This window comes from Leptolyngbya sp. PL-A3 (genome assembly GCF_039962325.1).
Lineage (GTDB): Bacteria > Cyanobacteriota > Cyanobacteriia > Elainellales > Elainellaceae > Vacuolonema.
In genome coordinates, this window is record NZ_JAMPLB010000017.1 from 54896 (window position 1) to 72672 (window position 17777).

16 protein-coding genes and 1 pseudogene are annotated in these 17777 nt (G+C 48.2%); 10 read left to right on the forward strand and 7 right to left on the reverse strand.

Features of this window, described 5'->3' with window-relative positions; genetic code table 11:
* Positions 1-148 precede the first annotated feature (148 nt).
* Positions 149-631, reverse strand: coding sequence for a DUF6803 family protein (locus NDI52_RS14835; RefSeq protein WP_190775467.1), 483 nt, complete (start codon positions 629-631; stop codon positions 149-151).
* Between the two features lie 319 nt (positions 632-950).
* On the opposite strand from NDI52_RS14835, the gene NDI52_RS14840 reads away from it, so the two are divergent.
* Positions 951-1721 (forward strand): sulfite exporter TauE/SafE family protein, encoded by a 771-nt coding sequence (locus tag NDI52_RS14840; protein WP_190775468.1) that lies wholly within the window; start codon positions 951-953, stop codon positions 1719-1721.
* 244 nt (positions 1722-1965) lie between these two features.
* Here the strand turns inward: NDI52_RS14840 and cpcA are convergent, their stop codons facing one another.
* Positions 1966-2457, reverse strand: coding sequence for a phycocyanin subunit alpha (gene cpcA, locus NDI52_RS14845; RefSeq protein WP_190775469.1), 492 nt, complete (start codon positions 2455-2457; stop codon positions 1966-1968).
* Between the two features lie 56 nt (positions 2458-2513).
* On the reverse strand, positions 2514-3035 hold the full coding sequence (locus NDI52_RS14850; RefSeq protein ID WP_190775470.1) for a phycocyanin subunit beta: 522 nt from the start codon (positions 3033-3035) through the stop codon (positions 2514-2516).
* 819 nt (positions 3036-3854) lie between these two features.
* Between NDI52_RS14850 and cysE the strand changes: the two genes are divergently transcribed.
* On the forward strand, positions 3855-4688 hold the full coding sequence (cysE, locus tag NDI52_RS14855; RefSeq protein WP_190775471.1) for a serine O-acetyltransferase: 834 nt from the start codon (positions 3855-3857) through the stop codon (positions 4686-4688).
* A 108-nt stretch (positions 4689-4796) separates the two neighbouring features.
* Here the strand turns inward: cysE and NDI52_RS14860 are convergent, their stop codons facing one another.
* Together NDI52_RS14860 and NDI52_RS14865 are read right to left on the reverse strand one after the other, a co-directional pair.
* A complete protein-coding gene (locus tag NDI52_RS14860; protein ID WP_190775472.1) occupies positions 4797-5222 on the reverse strand; it encodes a sulfur transferase domain-containing protein in 426 nt (141 codons plus the stop codon).
* A gap of 229 nt (positions 5223-5451) precedes the next feature.
* Positions 5452-6453 (reverse strand): isopenicillin N synthase family oxygenase, encoded by a 1002-nt coding sequence (locus NDI52_RS14865; protein WP_190775473.1) that lies wholly within the window; start codon positions 6451-6453, stop codon positions 5452-5454.
* Positions 6454-6978: 525 nt separating this feature from the next.
* Here NDI52_RS14865 and sfnG point away from each other — a divergent pair.
* The 5 genes and pseudogenes from sfnG to ribBA form a co-directional block, all read left to right on the forward strand.
* Positions 6979-8082 carry a dimethylsulfone monooxygenase SfnG gene (gene sfnG / locus NDI52_RS14870; protein ID WP_190775474.1) on the forward strand — a complete coding sequence of 368 codons (1104 nt, stop codon included), beginning with the start codon at positions 6979-6981 and terminating at the stop codon, positions 8080-8082.
* A gap of 54 nt (positions 8083-8136) precedes the next feature.
* Positions 8137-9357 (forward strand): SfnB family sulfur acquisition oxidoreductase, encoded by a 1221-nt coding sequence (locus tag NDI52_RS14875; RefSeq protein WP_190775475.1) that lies wholly within the window; start codon positions 8137-8139, stop codon positions 9355-9357.
* Positions 9358-9396: 39 nt separating this feature from the next.
* Entirely contained in the window at positions 9397-10197 is an 801-nt protein-coding gene (locus NDI52_RS14880; RefSeq protein WP_190775476.1) for a cysteine hydrolase, read from the forward strand.
* Positions 10198-10419: 222 nt separating this feature from the next.
* Positions 10420-11427, forward strand: a complete 1008-nt coding sequence (locus NDI52_RS14885; protein ID WP_190775477.1) for a hypothetical protein — start codon at positions 10420-10422, stop codon at positions 11425-11427.
* Positions 11428-11668: 241 nt separating this feature from the next.
* Positions 11669-12895, forward strand: a pseudogene (gene ribBA, locus NDI52_RS14890) (bifunctional 3,4-dihydroxy-2-butanone-4-phosphate synthase/GTP cyclohydrolase II); the annotation flags it as partial.
* Between the two features lie 430 nt (positions 12896-13325).
* Here the strand turns inward: ribBA and NDI52_RS14895 are convergent.
* The gene (locus tag NDI52_RS14895) at positions 13326-13478 is read right to left on the reverse strand and encodes a hypothetical protein (protein ID WP_190789241.1); all 153 of its coding nucleotides are present in this window, start codon (positions 13476-13478) and stop codon (positions 13326-13328) included.
* A 13-nt stretch (positions 13479-13491) separates the two neighbouring features.
* Between NDI52_RS14895 and NDI52_RS14900 the strand changes: the two genes are divergently transcribed.
* The 3 genes from NDI52_RS14900 (at position 13492) to NDI52_RS14910 (ending at position 16229) form a co-directional block, all read left to right on the forward strand.
* The gene (locus tag NDI52_RS14900; protein WP_190775479.1) at positions 13492-14373 is read left to right on the forward strand and encodes a MetQ/NlpA family ABC transporter substrate-binding protein; all 882 of its coding nucleotides are present in this window, start codon (positions 13492-13494) and stop codon (positions 14371-14373) included.
* Positions 14374-14614: 241 nt separating this feature from the next.
* Positions 14615-15619, forward strand: a complete 1005-nt coding sequence (locus NDI52_RS14905) for an ATP-binding cassette domain-containing protein (RefSeq protein WP_190775480.1) — start codon at positions 14615-14617, stop codon at positions 15617-15619.
* Positions 15576-16229, forward strand: coding sequence for a methionine ABC transporter permease (locus NDI52_RS14910; protein WP_190775481.1), 654 nt, complete (start codon positions 15576-15578; stop codon positions 16227-16229). The genes NDI52_RS14905 and NDI52_RS14910 overlap by 44 nt, the downstream gene beginning before the upstream one ends.
* A 112-nt stretch (positions 16230-16341) precedes the next feature.
* Here the strand turns inward: NDI52_RS14910 and NDI52_RS14915 are convergent, their stop codons facing one another.
* Entirely contained in the window at positions 16342-17439 is a 1098-nt protein-coding gene (locus NDI52_RS14915) for a plasmid pRiA4b ORF-3 family protein (protein ID WP_199307639.1), read from the reverse strand.
* Positions 17440-17777: the final 338 nt, after the last annotated feature.

Genomic DNA, 17777 nt, shown 5'->3' on the forward strand with positions numbered 1-17777 from the left:
TGTGCAAGATCTGGATTTATTTAACCTCAGTTCGGGTGAAGGGCTTTTTCGAGTGCCGCGCTTCGTGCGGCACTCGAAAAAGCCCATTATTGCGTGAGCGACGCGCACGCAATAATGGACGGTTCGGCTTATTCCGAACTGACGTTATTTACATCCCAGGCATATTACCCATCAACAACGATGGATTTAACATTCCAAAAATCATGGCGATGTGAGCCACCAGCAGGAAAAGCCCTACAAATATTGCATGAGCTCCCAGTTTCCATTCCTCGCTCTTCTTCCGCCAGATCGCCCCGATTTCTAACAATGCGATTCCCAGTAATGGAACAACCCCTAGCAAGTAAAAGCTAACTGCGATCACATCAATAATAGTTCGCCATTCACCCGCCATCGTAATAGGAATGACCGCTTTGGAGAACAGGTGCAGGAAAATGACCAGGAAGTAGAAACCAACAAAGATTCCCGCCAGTTTATTCACAGTGCGGACAGGGCTTTTATAATTTCGCGTAAACAGAATGTAGAGTTCGGAGATAGCGACTGTCTCTGCCAGAATAACGGGAATCGCCATGAAAACAATGAGGTTCCAGGGCTGATTAGAAGCGATCAGCTCCATGTAATGGGTCATATCCATGAGATTGGTTCCTTCATCAACAATGGCACCGTTGAGGGAAGCGCAGTTTACTAGCCTCTCGTAATAGATTCGGGGAACCGCTCTACCTCTGAACAGCGCTATCTTGACCTTAACCAAGGATCTTGAGGAACTTGTGAGGATTATTCTGATACCAATTCCATCTGAAGCGGTGCCCCTGAGGCTTTGTACCATGCTTAGGCATAGCACAGAGCATTAGGCACCGCTTCAGATGGAGAAGATATAAATGTCACCAAATCGGAGTAAGCTCAGGATCTCAGTGTAGTTCTCACAGAGTGCTTCAAATTCCCTTGCTTACCTTATGACTCCGCTAGAAATTCTTCTCCTCGCATCCATTTTTCTGGCCGCTAGCATCATCAGTGTCATTGCCGGAAGCACATCTCTGGTGACCGTTCCCATAATGTTTGTTTTTGGAGTTGAGCCTTCGACGGCGATCGCCACCAATATGTTCGCCCTCACCTTCATGAGCATCGGCGGCACACTCCCCTTTATAGGCAAAGGAGTCATCAATACAAAACGCCTTCCTTTATTAATCGGCTTAACCCTCATCAGTTCCATTCTGGGGGCATTATTGGTACTGATTATCCCTTCAACATCGATTCCCCTCGTTGTATCGATATCGATGATTGCGGTGTCAATTTTATCGGTCATCAATCAGAAAGCCGGACTCGTAACCGTTGAAGGGCAAACACCTTGTATTGCCGCCATTGCGGGCTATGTCGTCACATTTCTTCTGGGGATTTATGGCGGCTTCTTCAGTGGAGGCTATGTCACGTTATTGACAGCCGCCTACGTCATGTTATTTCGAATGAGATTTGTAGAGGCGATCGCTACCACCAAACTCATCAACGTTTTCTCCTCTCTGATCGCGACCCTTATCTTCATGCATCAAGGCATGGTTGACTACCCGTTAGGCGTTATTCTGGGAGCATCCATGTTTGTTGGTGGCCTCATTGGAGCCAATCTCACTCTCAAACTGAGTAACGCCTGGATTCAACGGATCTATCTAACCGTTATTGCCATCCTAATATGCGTCACTCTGCGCAATTACCAGAGACAAGCTGCAAGCTAAGGAGATTTCTGAGAAACAATATCCCCATTATTGGGGAAGTTCTTATCTGGAAATCTCCTAAGACAAAGACACCCGGCATTTTTAGAAACACCGGGTGTCTAATAATTAAGTGAAAGAAGAAACAACCCTTGCGTAGTCCGCTAATTTATTAAATTAGATCACCCACGAGTAACCTAAAACTTTAACAACTCAACATTCTACGCAAAGAGTTGGACGCGTTCGCCACTTGAAATCCGAGATGCGATTAGCTCAATGCATTGATCACATAATCAATGTAAGAGTTCAGCTCAACCGCTGCATCTCCAGACAAACCGTGATTGCCTTTGATGTACTTGAGCGCTTCGACATACCAGCTAGGAGACAGTTCAAAAGCGCTGTTGATTTCTGACAGACCCGCTACTAGGTAATCATCGATGGGGCCGGTACCGCCTGCCACCAGAGCGTAGGTGATGATCCGCAGGTAGTAACCGATGTCCCGCACGCACTTCGCGCGGCCCCGCTCATCCGAAGCGTAGTTTGGTCCCTGCAACTGGGTGGTGTAAGGGAACTTCTGGTATACCGCGTTGGCAGCTGCCTCCGCTAGGCTTTGGGCCTTACCGGAAAGCGCCTTTGCCGCTTCCAGCGAAACGGCCGCCTGCCGAAACCGACCAAATGCAACTTGAAACTCCGTGCTGCTCAGGAAGCGACCCTGGGAATCTGCAGAGGTTACAGCTTCGGTCAAAGGGGTCTTAGCCATTGGTCAACGATCTCCTAAAACGAGTTAATGGTGTGTAAATGAGGAATTAAAAGGAATTAGCCAACGGATGAAGATGCGCGATCAAAATAGGTTGCTAACTCAGAAACAATAGAGCTGCAATCGCCGCGCGTGATGTTATTGGTATCATTCACAATGGCAATGGAGGCTTCCTTCAGCTTTTGGATACCCGCTGCAACGGAACCACCCGGAACACCAAGGGCCAGGTAGGTTTCCCGTAAGCCATTGAGGGCGCGATCGTCCAGAACGCTGGCATCACCTGTGAACAGAGCATACGTAACGTAGCGCAGGATAATTTCCAGGTCACGCAGGCAAGCGGCTGCACGGCGGTTGGTGTAAGCATTGCCACCGGGTGCAATCAACTGGGGTTGCTCAGCAAACAGGCTGCGAGCAGCGTTCGCAACAATGGCTGCGGAGTTGCTGGAAATACGGTTTACCGCGTCAATCCGCTTGTTACCATCCCGTACCAGGTTAATCAGCCCGTCTAACTGCTCGTTGCTCAAATATGCGCCACGAACATCGGCTTGAGCAATAACCTTAGTAAACGCATCTTGAACCATGATTGTAATCTCCTAACGTTTTTTTGGTTAGTAATGGTGCATTTAAACCAATACTTTTGCAGGGGAGGGGATCGCCTTTCTGCCATTAAGAAACAAGGGGTTTATTAATCCCATGAATCTTTCCACATCAAATCGCCAGAAGTACTAATCCAACTTCTGAAAATAAGGTTTTAAGGAATGGGAAAAGGCTTAATAACGATTAAACAAAGCAGAGATTAGTGATGTCTAACTTGTTTCTGATCCCCACAAGCTATTTTTACAATGCTGACCCATTTCTTTCTATTAAAAAATGTTTAGAAGGCTTCGCTAATTTAAATTCTGTTTCAATTCAAAAGATTAATACAACTAATGAGCTTCCCTCCCTCCAATTAGTGAACCGGAATGTTTTGGTACACCGTATACAAATCATCAATTTTTCTGGTGAAAAAACTCCAATAGGCTAGATCATGACTCAATAAAATATAAGCTTGCACTAAGATATAGATTGAATTAATAAGAAAAACTATTCGAGTTATCTCATCATTAAAAGGGCGATCGCTCCCCACTTTCAACTTTATGTAACCATTGTGACTGCAAATACAAAAGCTTATAATCACAGCGTTTTAAGCTGTGAGACTTTGGATTTTCAATCCGTCTGAATGTTCTTTAGAGAAACATTTTGGCGATCGCCGTTAATAAAATAAACATTACAATTGTGCCTCTGAAAACATTTGTGATTTGAATAACCAATTTAGTTTAATCACTAACTGTCATAAGGCATTCTTTCCCCAACTTTTAAGTTTCCATGTCAATCTTATAAGTAGAAAACAAGGAAGCTTTATGGAAAAGGCCCAATCCTCTCTGGAGAGATCTCAGACTGATTCGCAAATTCAACCTTCCAGGGAAATACCCGGTGCAAAATCTACACGGAACCGAGCTAAAGATTCTTTTTTCACCGTTCTACAAGCAGATTTTCGAGCTATTTTCCAACGAGATCCTGTGGCTCGAAACTGGCTAGAAGTCCTTCTTTGTTATCCAGGCTTCCATGCCCTCTGTTTTCATCGCATTGCTCATAAATTACATAGAGCTCATATTCCGCTCGTGCCTCGCCTTATTTCTCAGTTAAGCCGATGGCTGACAGGGGTTGAAATCCATCCCGGCGCAACTATTGGGAAAGGCATGGTCATCGACCATGGCATGGGCATTGTTATTGGCGAAACTGCCATCATTGGTGACTACGGCTTGATCTATCAAGGAGCCACTCTGGGTGGTACGGGTAAAGAGAGGGGCAAACGCCATCCAACTTTAGGCAATCATGTTGTTGTAGGAGCGGGTGCAAAAGTTCTTGGGAATATCGATATCGGAAGCCATGTTCGAATTGGTGCTGGCTCAGTGGTGTTGCGCGACACACCCGACTACAGCACAGTCGTAGGGGTACCCGGCCGCATCGTGCGGCATAGCGGCCTGCACACCGAAGATTCCGACTACCCATACAAGCGTGACTTAGAAGCAGAAGTAATCGGGTTACTGTTTGAGCGGGTGAAGCAACTCGAAAAGCAGATTAACCAGCTACAACAATCTACGGCGATGACTGATCAAGTTTTGGATGGGAAGGGGGCGATCGCCAACTCTGATCACCTCATTCAAGACTTTCTGGACGGTGCTGGAATTTAGCCTTTCATGCACCATGAAATTATCTGTATCATTCATCAAAATCGTATATGCTGCAACTCTGATAGGACATTGCATGCAATGTCCTATCAGAGTTGCAGCGATCACCTGTTAGGATAAGCTTTCCAAAAATTGTTTGAGATGCGGCTGATCGAGACTAATCTCCAATTCTTTTGCCTTTTCAATAACGGCTTCACGGCCTAATTGTTGCTGAGTTGCCAGGGCAATCAGCGCTAAAGCTCCGCCCCGTGCTCCTGCTCCGCAATGGAAATAGATGGGAGTTGGTAATTCGTCGACCACTGACAGTACTTTTTCGGTCAGGCTCTCATCCGCTTCGTTTGGATTTAAGGGGATATTGGCATATTGCAAATTGTTAGCTTCAGCCTGTTCTTGCTCGTCGGGTAAACTACCGGTTTCACCCGGCGATCGCAAATTTACCACGGACTTATATCCCTGATTCGCCAGTTGTTTCAAAGCCTCAACACTTGGCTGACTGCCTGAGGAAAACTGATCACTGACCTTCTTGATCTCGCCCATAAATATCCTTCAACCAAGAATGTGCTTTAATTTCAACCGCATATTATCAGGGATAATCTTAACTGTATAGATATTCGTTATCGAAAACCGATACCATTTTTTAATGAGTAAACTTATTAGCTACAACCTCTGTGGGTGAGCATCTTGCTCGCCTAAAATCAGGGCGGGTAAGATGCTTACCTTACAAGATGACTACCTAAATACAGCAAGGGCTTTCGAAGTAGACTCCCTACAACACTTCCTGATGTAACTCTGGAAAGACTTTTGATACCTTACTCAACACATAATCCCCATAGGTGCCATGAAACTCATGCACACTGGTCTTATCCCAACGTTCTTCCTTATCCGCGTTGATCAGGTGCTCGTCCACCTCAATTGCATGGAGTTCAGCATCAAAACTGGGATCAAAGAAAAAGGGGAAAGATAGGCGATCGCGCCCTGACACATTTTTCACTCGATGCGGCGTCGAGCGATAGATTCCTCCTGTCAACCGTTCCAACATATCGCCGATGTTGCAGACAAAGGAATTGGAAATGGGAGGGGCATCAATCCAACCTCGCTTAGATTTGACCTGTAAGCCACCTGAATCATCCTGCTTGAGAATTGTGAGCAACCCATAGTCCGTATGCTCCCCAACGCCCCAAGATTGGCCTTGTGCTGCATCAGGAGGGTAGTTGAAGATGCGGAAAAGGATAAGGGGATCAGTGGTGTAGCGATCGCGAAAATAAGATGCTTCTAAACCCAGGCTCAGAGCAATTCCCCGCATCAATGTATGTCCCAATTCTGTCATCACATCCAGGTATTCTAAAATCGTTTCCCGAAACCCTGGAATGCCTGGAAACAAATTAGCCCCATGCATTGGTAAATCCTGCTGGACAGCCGGATGTGTGGTATCCAATTCTGAGCCAAAGTAAATCCCCTCTTTAAGGTCAGGCTTCCCAGAGGTCAGCTCACCACCTACGGGAAAAAAGCCCCGCCATGCACGCCCTCCAAGAGCCATACGGATTTGCATTTTTGCATCCAAATCTTGAGCAAAAAATTGATGGCTCAAATCCTCTAGGCGCTGTTGCAGTTGTGTATCAATACCATGCCCAACAATATAAAAGAATCCTGTATCACAGCACGCTTGCCGAATTTGTTCAGCCACTTCCCCGGATTCCTGTCCTGAAACCAGAGAAGCTATATCAATGATGGGAATTTGCGAAACTTCTATTGTTGACTTCACTTCCATAAATGCCACCCAGAATAACTCTATACACATACCTGTTTACGGTACAAGACAGTCAAATATAAGCAATCCCTCGAAGACTTTTCTTGAGTCTTCTACGACATAATCAACTAGTTAGAACCCTCGACAAAATGTTGATGAAATAGACACAAAATGAGCGCAAAATGAATAACTATTATGAACTTAGATTTTATCAGACTCAGTGTTCAGTGAAACTTCAAGAATAGCTAGAAAATAACTCAAAAAATATCCACTAAATGTTTTCCGGATCACTTGTATTTAAATTCTGAATCCGTTACCTTTAGCTCTACAAATTCATTCCCACATAAGCCGATTGGCTTATCGACCTTTCGGTAATACACATTTCACTAGCCCGGTTCTAAGCACATCAGCTTGCCTAGCAGCCCTGAAGGCTTTGGATATTCAGCCTTAGGCGAGCTTAGGCTTTTAACTGCTAAACACACTCAAGTTTTGATGTGGCTGTGATTCTGTGTCCTTTGGAGAAACCGCATCCTGGAGGATTTAACCATGGTAGATGTCAAGTTTGCATATTGGGTTCCCAATGTCAGTGGCGGCTTAGTCGTCAGCAAAATTCCACAAAATACAGATTGGACTTACGACTACAATGCCTGGTTGGCACAGACCGCTGAAGAGGTGGGCTTTGAGTATGCTCTCGCCCAAGCACGATTCATCGCCAGCTATGGAGCCGAGTATCAACTGGAAGCACTCACTACCGTTTCCGCTCTAGCTCCTGTCACCCAAAAACTTAAGCTCATTGCCGCCGTTCACCCCGGTCTGTGGCACCCCGGTGTTGTCGCTAAAATTGGCGCTTCCATCGATTTCCTGTCAAAGGGTCGGTTCGCCCTGAATGTGGTGAGTGGCTGGTTTAAGGGCGAATTTACCATTTATGGTGAGCCATGGTTGGAGCATGACGAGCGTTATCGCCGTTCCGAAGAATTTATTCGGGTGCTGAAAGGCTTGTGGACAGAAGATGAGTTCCACTTCAAAGGCGATTTTTATCGCATTAATGGTGGTTGGGTGAAGCCCCGCCCTGTCAACCAGAATCCCCACCCCGAAATCTTCCAGGGAGGTAACTCCAAAGCTGCTCGCCGCATGGCTGCCCGCGTTTCTGATTGGTATTTCATGAATGGCAACACGCTGGAAGGCGCACGGGAGCAGATTGAGGACATCAAAGCTCTATCCCGACTGGAAGGCCGTGCAGTGCCACCAAAGTTTGGATTGAACGCCTTCATCATTGTGCGCGATACCGAGAAAGAAGCCCACGATGTCCTGCGAGAAATTATCGCTCAGGCCGATCGTGAAGCGGTTGAAGGCTTTGGACAAGCCGTAAAGGAAGCAGGCGCATCCACCAGCGACAAAACCGGGATGTGGGCCAACTCTAGCTTTGAAGACTTGGTGCAATACAACGACGGTTTCCGCTCCGGTCTTATCGGTACGAAGGAACAGGTAGCCGAGAAGATCCAGCAGTTTCATGAAGCAGGCGTAGACCTGATCCTGGGTGGCTTCCTGCACTACACCGAGGACCTGCCTGCCTTTGGTCGCGATGTTATTCCGCTGGTGCATCAGCTCGAAAATCGCCGTCAGCCTGCACCTGAGTTGGTAACTGTGTAAGCCCAACTAATCCATCTTTTGCTATCGAATCCTCTACATAAGGACAATTCACCTATGACAACAACTTTGCCTATTGATGTCAGTGCCGAGCCAAAAGCGCATGTAATCCAGAGCGATGAAGAAGCGATCGCCATTGCCAAAGAACTCGCCGCTGAGTTTGCGAAGGAGGATTCGGTGCGCGATCGCGATCGCCGCCTTCCCGTCGAAGAAGTGAAGAAGTTTTCTCAGAGCGGTCTTTGGGGCATCATCGTACCCAAAGAATATGGTGGAGCAGGAGTTTCCAATGCCACCCTGGCCGAGGTGATCAAAATTATCGCTGAAGCTGATTCCAGCCTGGGTCAAATTCCCCAAAACCACCTCTACATGGTGGAAGCTATTCGTCTGGATGGTACTGAGGAACAAAAGCAGTTCTTCTTCGACCTGGTTCTTCAGGGCAAGCGGTTTGGTAATGCCTTTTCAGAAATTGGCACCAAGTCAGTAACCGATGTGCAAACCAAGCTGACCCCATCAGGCGACGGCTATGTATTGAATGGCCGAAAGTATTACTCTGCTGGTGCGCTGCTGGCCCACTGGATTCCCACCATTGCAGCCAATGAGGACGGCAATACCGTCGTTGCCTTCGTCGAGCGAGGTGCTGAAGGATTGACGCTGTTAGACGACTGGACAAGCTTTGGGCAACGCACTACCGCCAGCGGCACTACCATTCTCGAAAATGTAAAGGTGCAGGCAGACCATGTGATTCCCCACTACCTTGCCTTTGAGCGGGCGACGCCAATGGGTGCCGTCGCTCAAATTATTCAGGCTGCAGTTGATGTGGGCATTGCGAAAGCAGCACTGCGCGATACGCTCTATTTCGTCCGCAATCACACTCGCCCCTGGGTCGACAGCAACCAGGAGCATGGCTACGAAGATCACCTCACCCTCTACAACCTGGGTAACATTATTATCCAGGTCCATGCAGCGGAAGCTTTGCTAACCCGTGCTGGATTGGCGATTGATGCTGCCTATGAGTCTGGATTGGAAGAGGCCAAAGTGGTCGAATCCTCCATTGCGGTGGCAGAAGCGAAAGCTCTAGCAACCGAAGCATCCTTGCTGGCAACCAACAAGCTGTTTGAACTGGCTGGTACAAAATCGACTCTACAACAGTTCAACTACGATCGCCATTGGCGGAATGCCCGTGCCCACACCCTACACGACCCTGTGCGTTGGAAATACTATGCCATCGGCAACTACTACCTCAACGGCACCAATCCGCCTCGGCATCCCTGGTTATAGGCATTAGTAGCACAATCCATTCGGTGAGGGTATTTAAGCATGACACTCCCCCAGCATTCATCTACCGTAACGAGTAACGCAACCCAACTAACAGAAAATAGCTCGGTCATCAAAACAGCAACTCCCGTTCCCGAACTCCATCCCCAATGGCATAACGTTAACCTGGCAGAACTGTTGGCACAGCCCACAGCATTTCTCTCCATTAGCCAGAACAACAGCCTTTACAGCCCTCAGGGAGCGCAAGCTCGAGAAAAACAGTGGGAACGCCCCACCCTGGAAAATACCATTAAAGTTGCGACTGCCGCTCGTCGTGCAGGGGCAAAGTTTTTTTGGATTGGTTATGACATATTTCGGCAAAGTTATCCGAAAACCCCACTGGATGAGGCACAATACCGCACTTGGTATGAGCCCTACAAAGATTGGAGCGAGGAGAAAAAGCAGTGGGATGGGGCTCTGGTGGATGAGCTGAAAGCGCTCCAGCAACCTGAAGATGTAGAGTTCTTTGAAACTGCCCATCAGTCCTCTTTTATCGGCACAACCCTTCCGCTTTACCTCAACCGTTGGGGAATTCGTACACTAATCATCACCGGTATTCATTTGGATTGGTGCATTGAAGGTAATGCCCGTTCTGCACGAGATCACGGGCTAAATCCAATTGTGATTGGAGATGCGTCGGCTTGCCAGTTTCAGGAAGATGAACCAGCAGCATTACGGCGGATTAATACTTTCTTCGCTCCAGTCATTTCTGCGGATTATGCAGTGACATTGTTGGATCGGGCGATCGCCATCCGTAACTCTCGCACCAAACAAACTGAATTAAGCCTGACCAGTAACCAGTAGCCTTCCCCCTTTTGGAGAACTGCGGTGTACACCAGCCTCCTCCAGACACCAAAGGCAAACCCACACCCCCTAGCCCCCTCTCCTGGGGGAGGGGGAAACGGAAAAGCAGCTTACTGGTTACCAGAAAAGTTTTTCTGCGTGATCTCCCCCTGCTGAAAAAGGGCGGGAGGGCGGGTTTGAGCGCGATCGCTAGAACCAAATAACTTTTCCCTGGAGAAAGCCATGAGTATTGGAAACACAACCCTTCGGCAAAGCCTTTGGAAAAGCCAACCTTACAAAGGGATTCTATTCATTGGGCTCATTGCTGTTATTAGTTTGTTGTTTGAATTACTTTTAGGTCAAATTTTTCAACTGGATACTACATCTAAATTAATCTACATCACCATCTTTTTTGTATGGTGGTGGCATTTAGGGTTTTCATTAAATGGGTATCCGGGCGATCGCTTCTCCACCACTCGCCTCGGTCGCGGTACCATCAACTTAGTCATATTGCTGGTGTTGTCCTATTTGACTGGCGAAGCCTGGAAATACATTGCAGGTACTCCTATTCTGGCCGATACTCAAGTGGGGCAATGGGGACAAACCGCAATTGTTACCGCTGCTGCCAGTTTGTTCTTCTTTGATAATACGATTGTGACGAGCGATCGCACCCGTCATTGGGATCCCGTTAGTGGTTTTCTCAATATCTTTCTGGCTGTATTTTTTATTGCACCAGCCCTTACATTTCTTCCACAACTGTGGGGATTAGATCCGTTCTACATTCCCTGGTATTGGTATCCTACCTCTACTGTTTTTGGTAGCTTCTTTGAACGCTGGCCTTTGAATAACCTAAGTTTCAAGCAACCTCAGTTAGGCTTTGTTCACACAGGTGCTGTACTTTTGTTGACGTTAATCATGGCATTAGTCCTGAAGAAAATAGGGATTGATCTATTCACCACGACAACTGGCCCTACGTTTGCGGCAATCTGGACAACGGTCGGTTTAGGCTTACTCTGGCAATTTAATTTATGGCCGTTTACGCAACTCGTGCAACCCGCAAAAGGTATCATTACGTCATTGGCTAGTTTGTTTATTAGCATCGCCTTTTACGTGCTGACACTTTCGATATTTGGCGAAGCCAACATTATTGAAGGATTGTACTGGTGGTTCAATATTCTCTGGGTTCAAGTCTTTTTGATGGCTCCAGGGTTATATGACGGTATTGGCCTCTGGCAAGAACGCCGCTCCTAGCATACCTCCATAAAGGTGAATGCCATTTGGCTCTAGCATCAACCTACTCATGAACGGCATCCCCATGGAAGGGTGATTACCAGTGTTCGGGGTTCAACCGTTCTTTACGAAATCCATTCCTGCATCGCCTGAGCACCACTTTGAGCGGCCTCGTGTAATCTCTCTCACCCCCTTATTCCTTCTGCAATCCCCTGAACCTATGTTTGAGCAATTCATCCCAAGTACGGACTTAACGACAACAGTGGCTGAGTCCTCCTTTCTCCCAGGCACAAACCCGGTATTTGATCCCATCCCTGAAGCGATCGCCGCCCTCAGAGCAGGCCAAGCCGTTGTCGTTGTGGACGATGAAGACCGCGAAAACGAAGGAGACGTGATTTGCGCCGCAGAATTTGCGACTCCCGCCATGATCAACTTTATGGCGACCCATGCAAGGGGATTGATTTGTCTGGCAATGACGGGTGATCGACTGGATCAACTGCAACTTCCTCTGATGGTCAATCACAACACCGATACCCATCAGACAGCTTTCACCGTCAGCATTGACGCTGCGGGGGGCGGTACAGGGATTTCTGCACAGGATCGAGCACAGACGATTCAGGCAGCGATCGCCCCCCAAACCCGTCCCCAAGATCTGCGCCGCCCTGGACACATCTTTCCCTTGCGCGCCCAAGCAGGAGGTGTATTGAAGCGGGTTGGACATACAGAAGCCGCTGTAGATTTGGCACGGTTAGCGGGATTATATCCAGCCGGAGTCATCTGCGAGATTCAGAATCCAAATGGCTCCATGGCGCGGCTACCGGAGTTGGTTCGTTATGCCAAAACCCATGGGTTAAAGCTAATCAGCATTGCAGATTTGGTGCGTTATCGGCTGAAGACTGATCGATTTGTCGTGCGGGAGGCAATCGCCGCGCTTCCCAGTCAATTCGGTCAGTTCCAGGTCTATGGTTATCGAAACGCTCTGGATGGGACAGAGTCTACGGCGATCGTCAAAGGTGATCCCAGACAGTTTGCAGACAAGCCGGTTCTGGTGCGCATCCACTCTGAGTGTCTAACAGGGGATTCCTTTGGTTCTCTCCGGTGCGATTGTCGCCCACAACTACAAACCGCATTGCAAATGATTGAGGCAGAAGGCGAAGGCATTGTTGTGTACCTCCGCCAGGAGGGTCGCGGAATCGGGCTGATCAATAAGCTCAAAGCCTACTCCCTTCAAGATCAGGGTTTTGATACTGTCGTTGCGAATGAAAAGTTAGGCTTCAAACCTGATCAGCGAAGTTATGGTGTTGGTGCACAAATTCTCAAAGATCTGAACGTGCGAAATATTCGCTTACTCACGAACAATCCTCAAAAAATTATTGGCTTGCATGGTTGGGATTTGAACATTGTGGATCGTGTTCCCCTGGTGATCCCCGCCAATGATTTTAATGCACCTTACTTAGCTACCAAGGCTGAGAAGATGGGGCATCTTTTGCACGCCCAATAAATAACCAGGCTGGTTCCTAAAGCAGCTTTATGGACTTGCAGTATTACCTCCATAAAGCTGCTTTCTTATGTACGCTCTTATGTACATTCAGTCAGGTCTAATTAACCTCGGCTCGGGATAAGCTGAAGTGCCCATTTTGGCGTGCGCAAAGCATACGCCAAAATGGGACTTTCGAAGTGTTGCGTGTTGCGCAGCGCCCAAAACGATCTTTACCCGAACACAGCCTAAATTAACCCGATCGGTTACTCCTTCTCACCCAAAAGTGGGATTTCAACGGTTGTATTTGCCTCGTATGGTGGGCTGCACACCCTTGCTTAACACACAGCAATGTGAATTGTTACAGCGGCAACGCAGGATTACCGACATCAGGTCATAAACTATGGTTTTCCGGTAGGATTAGGGGAGATTCGGCGATCGCCTACCCCATTTCCCAGTAAAACTCTTTCTCGCCCCCAGACAATACGCCATCAAAGTCAGCCTCATATACTGGCAGGTCAGGTTTCTGCACCGCTTTAGTGGATTGGTTTGTCAGGAGTTCGTGCCTCACCGCAATGGCCAACCCCAAAAACACAAGATTGAGGATTATGAAACCACCATCTCACAGCCCTATTTCGACTCATCTGAACCGCCGCTTTTTCCTGGTTGCAGCAGGTTCCTTCGCTGCAACGACTCTGTTTGCCGGATGCGGCACCAACACTTCTGAATCTGCCTCCTCCGAAACCTCTTCAGGTGCCTCTTCAGCATCGGCAAAGCTGACGGTGGGAGCGACGCCCGTACCCCATGCTGAAATCCTTCGTTTTGTGAAAGACAACCTGGCCGCTAACGAAGGGCTAGACCTGGAAATTGTTGAGTTTACCGACTATGTGCAGCCCAATCTAGCACTCAATGACAAACAATTGGATGCCAACTTCTTCCAGCATGTTCCTTATATGGAAGACTTTGCGAAGGAACGGGGATTAGATTTGGTAGCTGTTGTGCCCGTTCACATTGAACCATTGGGCCTATACTCTCGTAAAATTAAGTCCCTGAGTGAAGTAAGTGACGGGGCACAGTTAGCGGTTCCCAATGATGCGACAAATTTGGGGCGATCGCTCAAACTCCTTCAAGACAACCAACTCGTGCAACTCAAGAGCGGTGTTGGCGTCGAAGCGACTTCCCAGGATGTTGAAGCTAACCCTAAAAACATCAAACTGGTAGAGTTAGAAGCCGCGCAGCTACCCCGCGCCCTCGATGATGTTGAACTAGCCATCATCAACGGCAACTATGCCATTGAAACAGGCTTAAATCCTACAAAAGATGCCCTTGCGTTAGAAAAGGCTGAAGGCAATCCCTATGCGAATATTCTGGCAGTAATCAAGGGACGAGAAACAGATCCCAATATCCAGAAGTTAGCAACATTGTTGACATCGCCTGAGACCAAAAAGTTTATTCAGGACAAATATCAAGGGGCTGTTATTCCCGCTTAAGCAAGCATTGAAAGAGTTGATTTTTCGTGTGCATCACACACGAAAAATCAACAACTATCATCATTTCACCGTTAATTCTATGAATAGGTGATTAGCTTCAGGGGTTCTAATCTTATGGGTTGGGCGTCTTACCTGCCCTGTTTGTAGACGGGCAAGATGCCCATCCCACAAGCCTCATATCCATCAAATAAGAAGCGTTGAAAAATCAATCTCTTGCAAGTCTTTTCCAGTGGAAAAAGCGATGATTTCAATCCGCGAGTTGCGTAAACAATATGGTTCCTTTGTCGCCCTGGAGAGTTTCAGTGAAGACATCGTTAAGGGTGAGATTTTTGGCGTGATCGGTCAGAGTGGTGCGGGAAAAAGTACCCTGATTCGCTGCATCAACCGCTTAGAAAAACCCACCTCGGGAAGCATTGTGGTCGATGGGCAGGATATTACCGCGCTTTCGGGGCCTGACTTACGGCGAGCGCGGCGACGCATTGGCATGATTTTTCAACATTTCAATTTGCTGAGTAGTCGCACTGCTGCTGAAAACATTGCTTTGCCGCTGGAGGTGATGGGATACAGTCGGCTCAAGCGGAAAGCACGGGTTGAGGAGCTACTTTCCCTGGTGGATTTAGAGGGAAAGGGGGATAACTACCCAGCACAACTTTCTGGTGGACAAAAGCAACGGGTGGGGATTGCGCGTGCGCTAGCCGCGAATCCTAAAGTGCTCCTATCCGATGAAGCGACCTCCGCACTTGATCCCCAAACAACGCGTTCGATTTTAGATTTGCTGAAGAACTTGAACCAGCAGATGGGGTTGACGATTCTGCTGATTACTCACGATATGGGGGTCGTGAAACATATTTGCGATCGCGTTGCCATCCTAGAACGCGGCAAAGTGGTTGAACAGGGGCGCGTTGTAGATCTTGCAGCCCAACCCAGTTCACGGCTCGCTCAAGACTTTTTTCCACGCCGGCAATATCACCCTCACCCCGGCACCGTGCTCGCGACCATCGCCTTCAATGGCACCACTGCAAATCAACCCATCATTAATACATTGATTCGCCAATATGACATAGAAGTCAACATTCTCAATGGTAGCGTCGAGACCATTGGAGGCGAATCGGTGGGGCAATTACAACTAGAACTTTCGGGGGCCGATGTTGCTTCAGCTCTGGAATATTTGCATCGTTTAGATATCGCCGTTGAGGTAGAAGATGGACGCTCAGCTTCTGAACAGCTTGTGGACAGCAACACTTGAAACTCTTTACATGGTGAGCATATCAGCCGTGCTGGCGGCAATTTTTGGCTTGCCCCTGGGGTTGCTGTTGGTGATGACAGCGCCACGCGGTTTTTTGCCAAACGCGACGATCAATCAAGCGTTGGGCTCGGTCGTGAATGCAGGGCGATCGCTCCCCTTCATCATCCTGCTAGTCGCCATCATTCCCCTGACCCGCCTCATCGTAGGAACCACCATTGGCAGCACAGCCGCCCTGGTTCCCCTGACCCTTTCTGCCATTCCGTTCTATGCCCGTGTCGCGGAGACATCCTTATTGGAGGTTGATCGTGGCCTCGTGGAAGCAGCAGAGTCGATGGGCTGCAACCACTGGCAAATCATCTACAAAGTGCTGATTCCTGAGGCGTTACCCTCCCTCGCATTGGGACTCACCATCATGGTCATCAGCTTAATTGGTTACTCGGCAATGGCCGGAGTTGTGGGTGGCGGTGGCTTAGGAGATCTGGCGATTCGCTACGGCTATCAACGGTTTGATACACGGGTCATGATCATTACCGTGGTGCTGTTGATCGTGCTGGTGCAAGTTGTGCAATGGATAGGGGATGCGATCGCTCATAACCTTCGCAAGCGTTAGTTATAGCTCTAGTAGGCTACGGCCTAAGTCCGTAACCTATTTTTCTGTGGGGGTGCTTCGCACCCCCACAGAAAAATAGGTTATCTATTTACGCCTCAGCGTACTAGAAGTCTTAAAAGTCAGCATACTGTGGAGGGCTGGCTCCAATCCGCTGAGTAATGCGCGGATATTTCACCTTCGGTTGAGGTTCTGCGATCGCTGTAATCTCCAGTTGATGCCACCAGTCATCCCCAAAATCAAACCAATAACCAAAGGGTTCTTCAATTTCCAAACCTAATGCTCCAATTTGAGCTTTAGAAGCATCCTCCGCAGGGGGGATACCCATGTCATCGTCGCCATCCATTACAAGCCCATACCGCTCAGCATTGGGGTCATTGGGTCGCTCTCCCCTGAGCTGAAACTCATACAGATGTTCTTCTTCTCGGTTGAATGCTTTAAAGATAATGGCATGGAGATCTGCCAATGTCTGATCACCCCGAATTTCAATCGTGCGAATCACCTGCGGGTTCTTATTGAGAAACTTATCCGTAACCGGGCCATCAATTAATATGACATCTATAACATAGAGAGCCTGAAGCGCTTCTGGAGAAGTGGCTTGCTTCTTCTTGGTAGCCTTGGTCTTGGTAGTCTTACGCGATGCAGGGCTACCCTGGGAAGAGATGCCTAGCACTTGAGCGGCGATCGCCTCACTATCCTCCTTATGCCCTGGAATATAAGGAATCAGCCCCTTGCGATAGGCCTCAACCTGTGCCCCCAACGGAGCACGCCGAATATCCATAATCAACCCATTCACTGACAGCATCCAAACCAAAGGATTATCGTCAATGCGACTGGGCAAACACCATTCAGGGTCAAACTGCTGCATCTTCAACGTGTCTCGCACCAGTTTCGACTTTCCCTGTCCTGTACTGGCCCCAATGCCAAACCATTTGTAGAGGTCCGCTGACGTGATGTGGGGGTTTTGAGAGCTGTCATAGAGGAAGTTAACCATGCCAATGGCATGGGCAATACCTCCCGCCCAGGTCTTGGCCTGTCCACTTTCGAGGGGGGAAGGCCGCTTACGGCACAGAGCTGCTGTGGCCTTACGAAAGAGCTGAGCATACTCATCATTGAGGCGTTGACGAGCAAATTCATCGGTCAGTGCAACAATGCTGTTGAACTTCTCTTCCATAGCCTTAGGCACATTTTCAGACTTCTGGGATTTTGCCATAACGCTGGTTTTCAGAAGGAACTTGGATACAGGAAGGTCAAAGACACAACTCCATTCATCCTAGTACGCTGAGGCGGAAATCCATCACCTATGTTTTGTGTGGGGTGCGAAGCACCCCACACAAAACATAGGTTGTGAACTTAGGCCGCAGCCTACTAGTGTTATATCAAATTCAGTTAGCAACCTATATTTATTCCATGATGGTCTTCCGTAGGGGACAGGTTTGTCGTTATTTCAACCACACAACCTACCCCATCATGCAAACGCGTTCTTGCCTGAGGGTGCGATCGCCCATCGCCTGTGAGGGCAGGTTTTGCCAAAGAGTTAATGACACAAGC

What these genes read in the sequence shown, in the direction of transcription:
- NDI52_RS14910 (WP_190775481.1), top strand. Translation starts at nt 15,576, where the DNA reads ATGGACGCTCAGCTTCTGAACAGCTTGTGGACAGCAACACTTGAAACT.
- NDI52_RS14885 (WP_190775477.1), top strand. Translation starts at nt 10,420, where the DNA reads ATGAGTATTGGAAACACAACCCTTCGGCAAAGCCTTTGGAAAAGCCAA.
- NDI52_RS14840 (WP_190775468.1), top strand. Translation starts at nt 951, where the DNA reads ATGACTCCGCTAGAAATTCTTCTCCTCGCATCCATTTTTCTGGCCGCT.
- cpcA (WP_190775469.1), bottom strand. Translation starts at nt 2,457, where the DNA reads ATGGCTAAGACCCCTTTGACCGAAGCTGTAACCTCTGCAGATTCCCAG.
- NDI52_RS14835 (WP_190775467.1), bottom strand. Translation starts at nt 631, where the DNA reads ATGGATATGACCCATTACATGGAGCTGATCGCTTCTAATCAGCCCTGG.
- NDI52_RS14875 (WP_190775475.1), top strand. Translation starts at nt 8,137, where the DNA reads ATGACAACAACTTTGCCTATTGATGTCAGTGCCGAGCCAAAAGCGCAT.
- NDI52_RS14865 (WP_190775473.1), bottom strand. Translation starts at nt 6,453, where the DNA reads ATGGAAGTGAAGTCAACAATAGAAGTTTCGCAAATTCCCATCATTGAT.
- NDI52_RS14905 (WP_190775480.1), top strand. Translation starts at nt 14,615, where the DNA reads ATGATTTCAATCCGCGAGTTGCGTAAACAATATGGTTCCTTTGTCGCC.
- NDI52_RS14850 (WP_190775470.1), bottom strand. Translation starts at nt 3,035, where the DNA reads ATGGTTCAAGATGCGTTTACTAAGGTTATTGCTCAAGCCGATGTTCGT.
- NDI52_RS14900 (WP_190775479.1), top strand. Translation starts at nt 13,492, where the DNA reads ATGAAACCACCATCTCACAGCCCTATTTCGACTCATCTGAACCGCCGC.
- NDI52_RS14880 (WP_190775476.1), top strand. Translation starts at nt 9,397, where the DNA reads ATGACACTCCCCCAGCATTCATCTACCGTAACGAGTAACGCAACCCAA.
- NDI52_RS14860 (WP_190775472.1), bottom strand. Translation starts at nt 5,222, where the DNA reads ATGGGCGAGATCAAGAAGGTCAGTGATCAGTTTTCCTCAGGCAGTCAG.
- cysE (WP_190775471.1), top strand. Translation starts at nt 3,855, where the DNA reads ATGGAAAAGGCCCAATCCTCTCTGGAGAGATCTCAGACTGATTCGCAA.
- NDI52_RS14915 (WP_199307639.1), bottom strand. Translation starts at nt 17,439, where the DNA reads ATGGCAAAATCCCAGAAGTCTGAAAATGTGCCTAAGGCTATGGAAGAG.
- sfnG (WP_190775474.1), top strand. Translation starts at nt 6,979, where the DNA reads ATGGTAGATGTCAAGTTTGCATATTGGGTTCCCAATGTCAGTGGCGGC.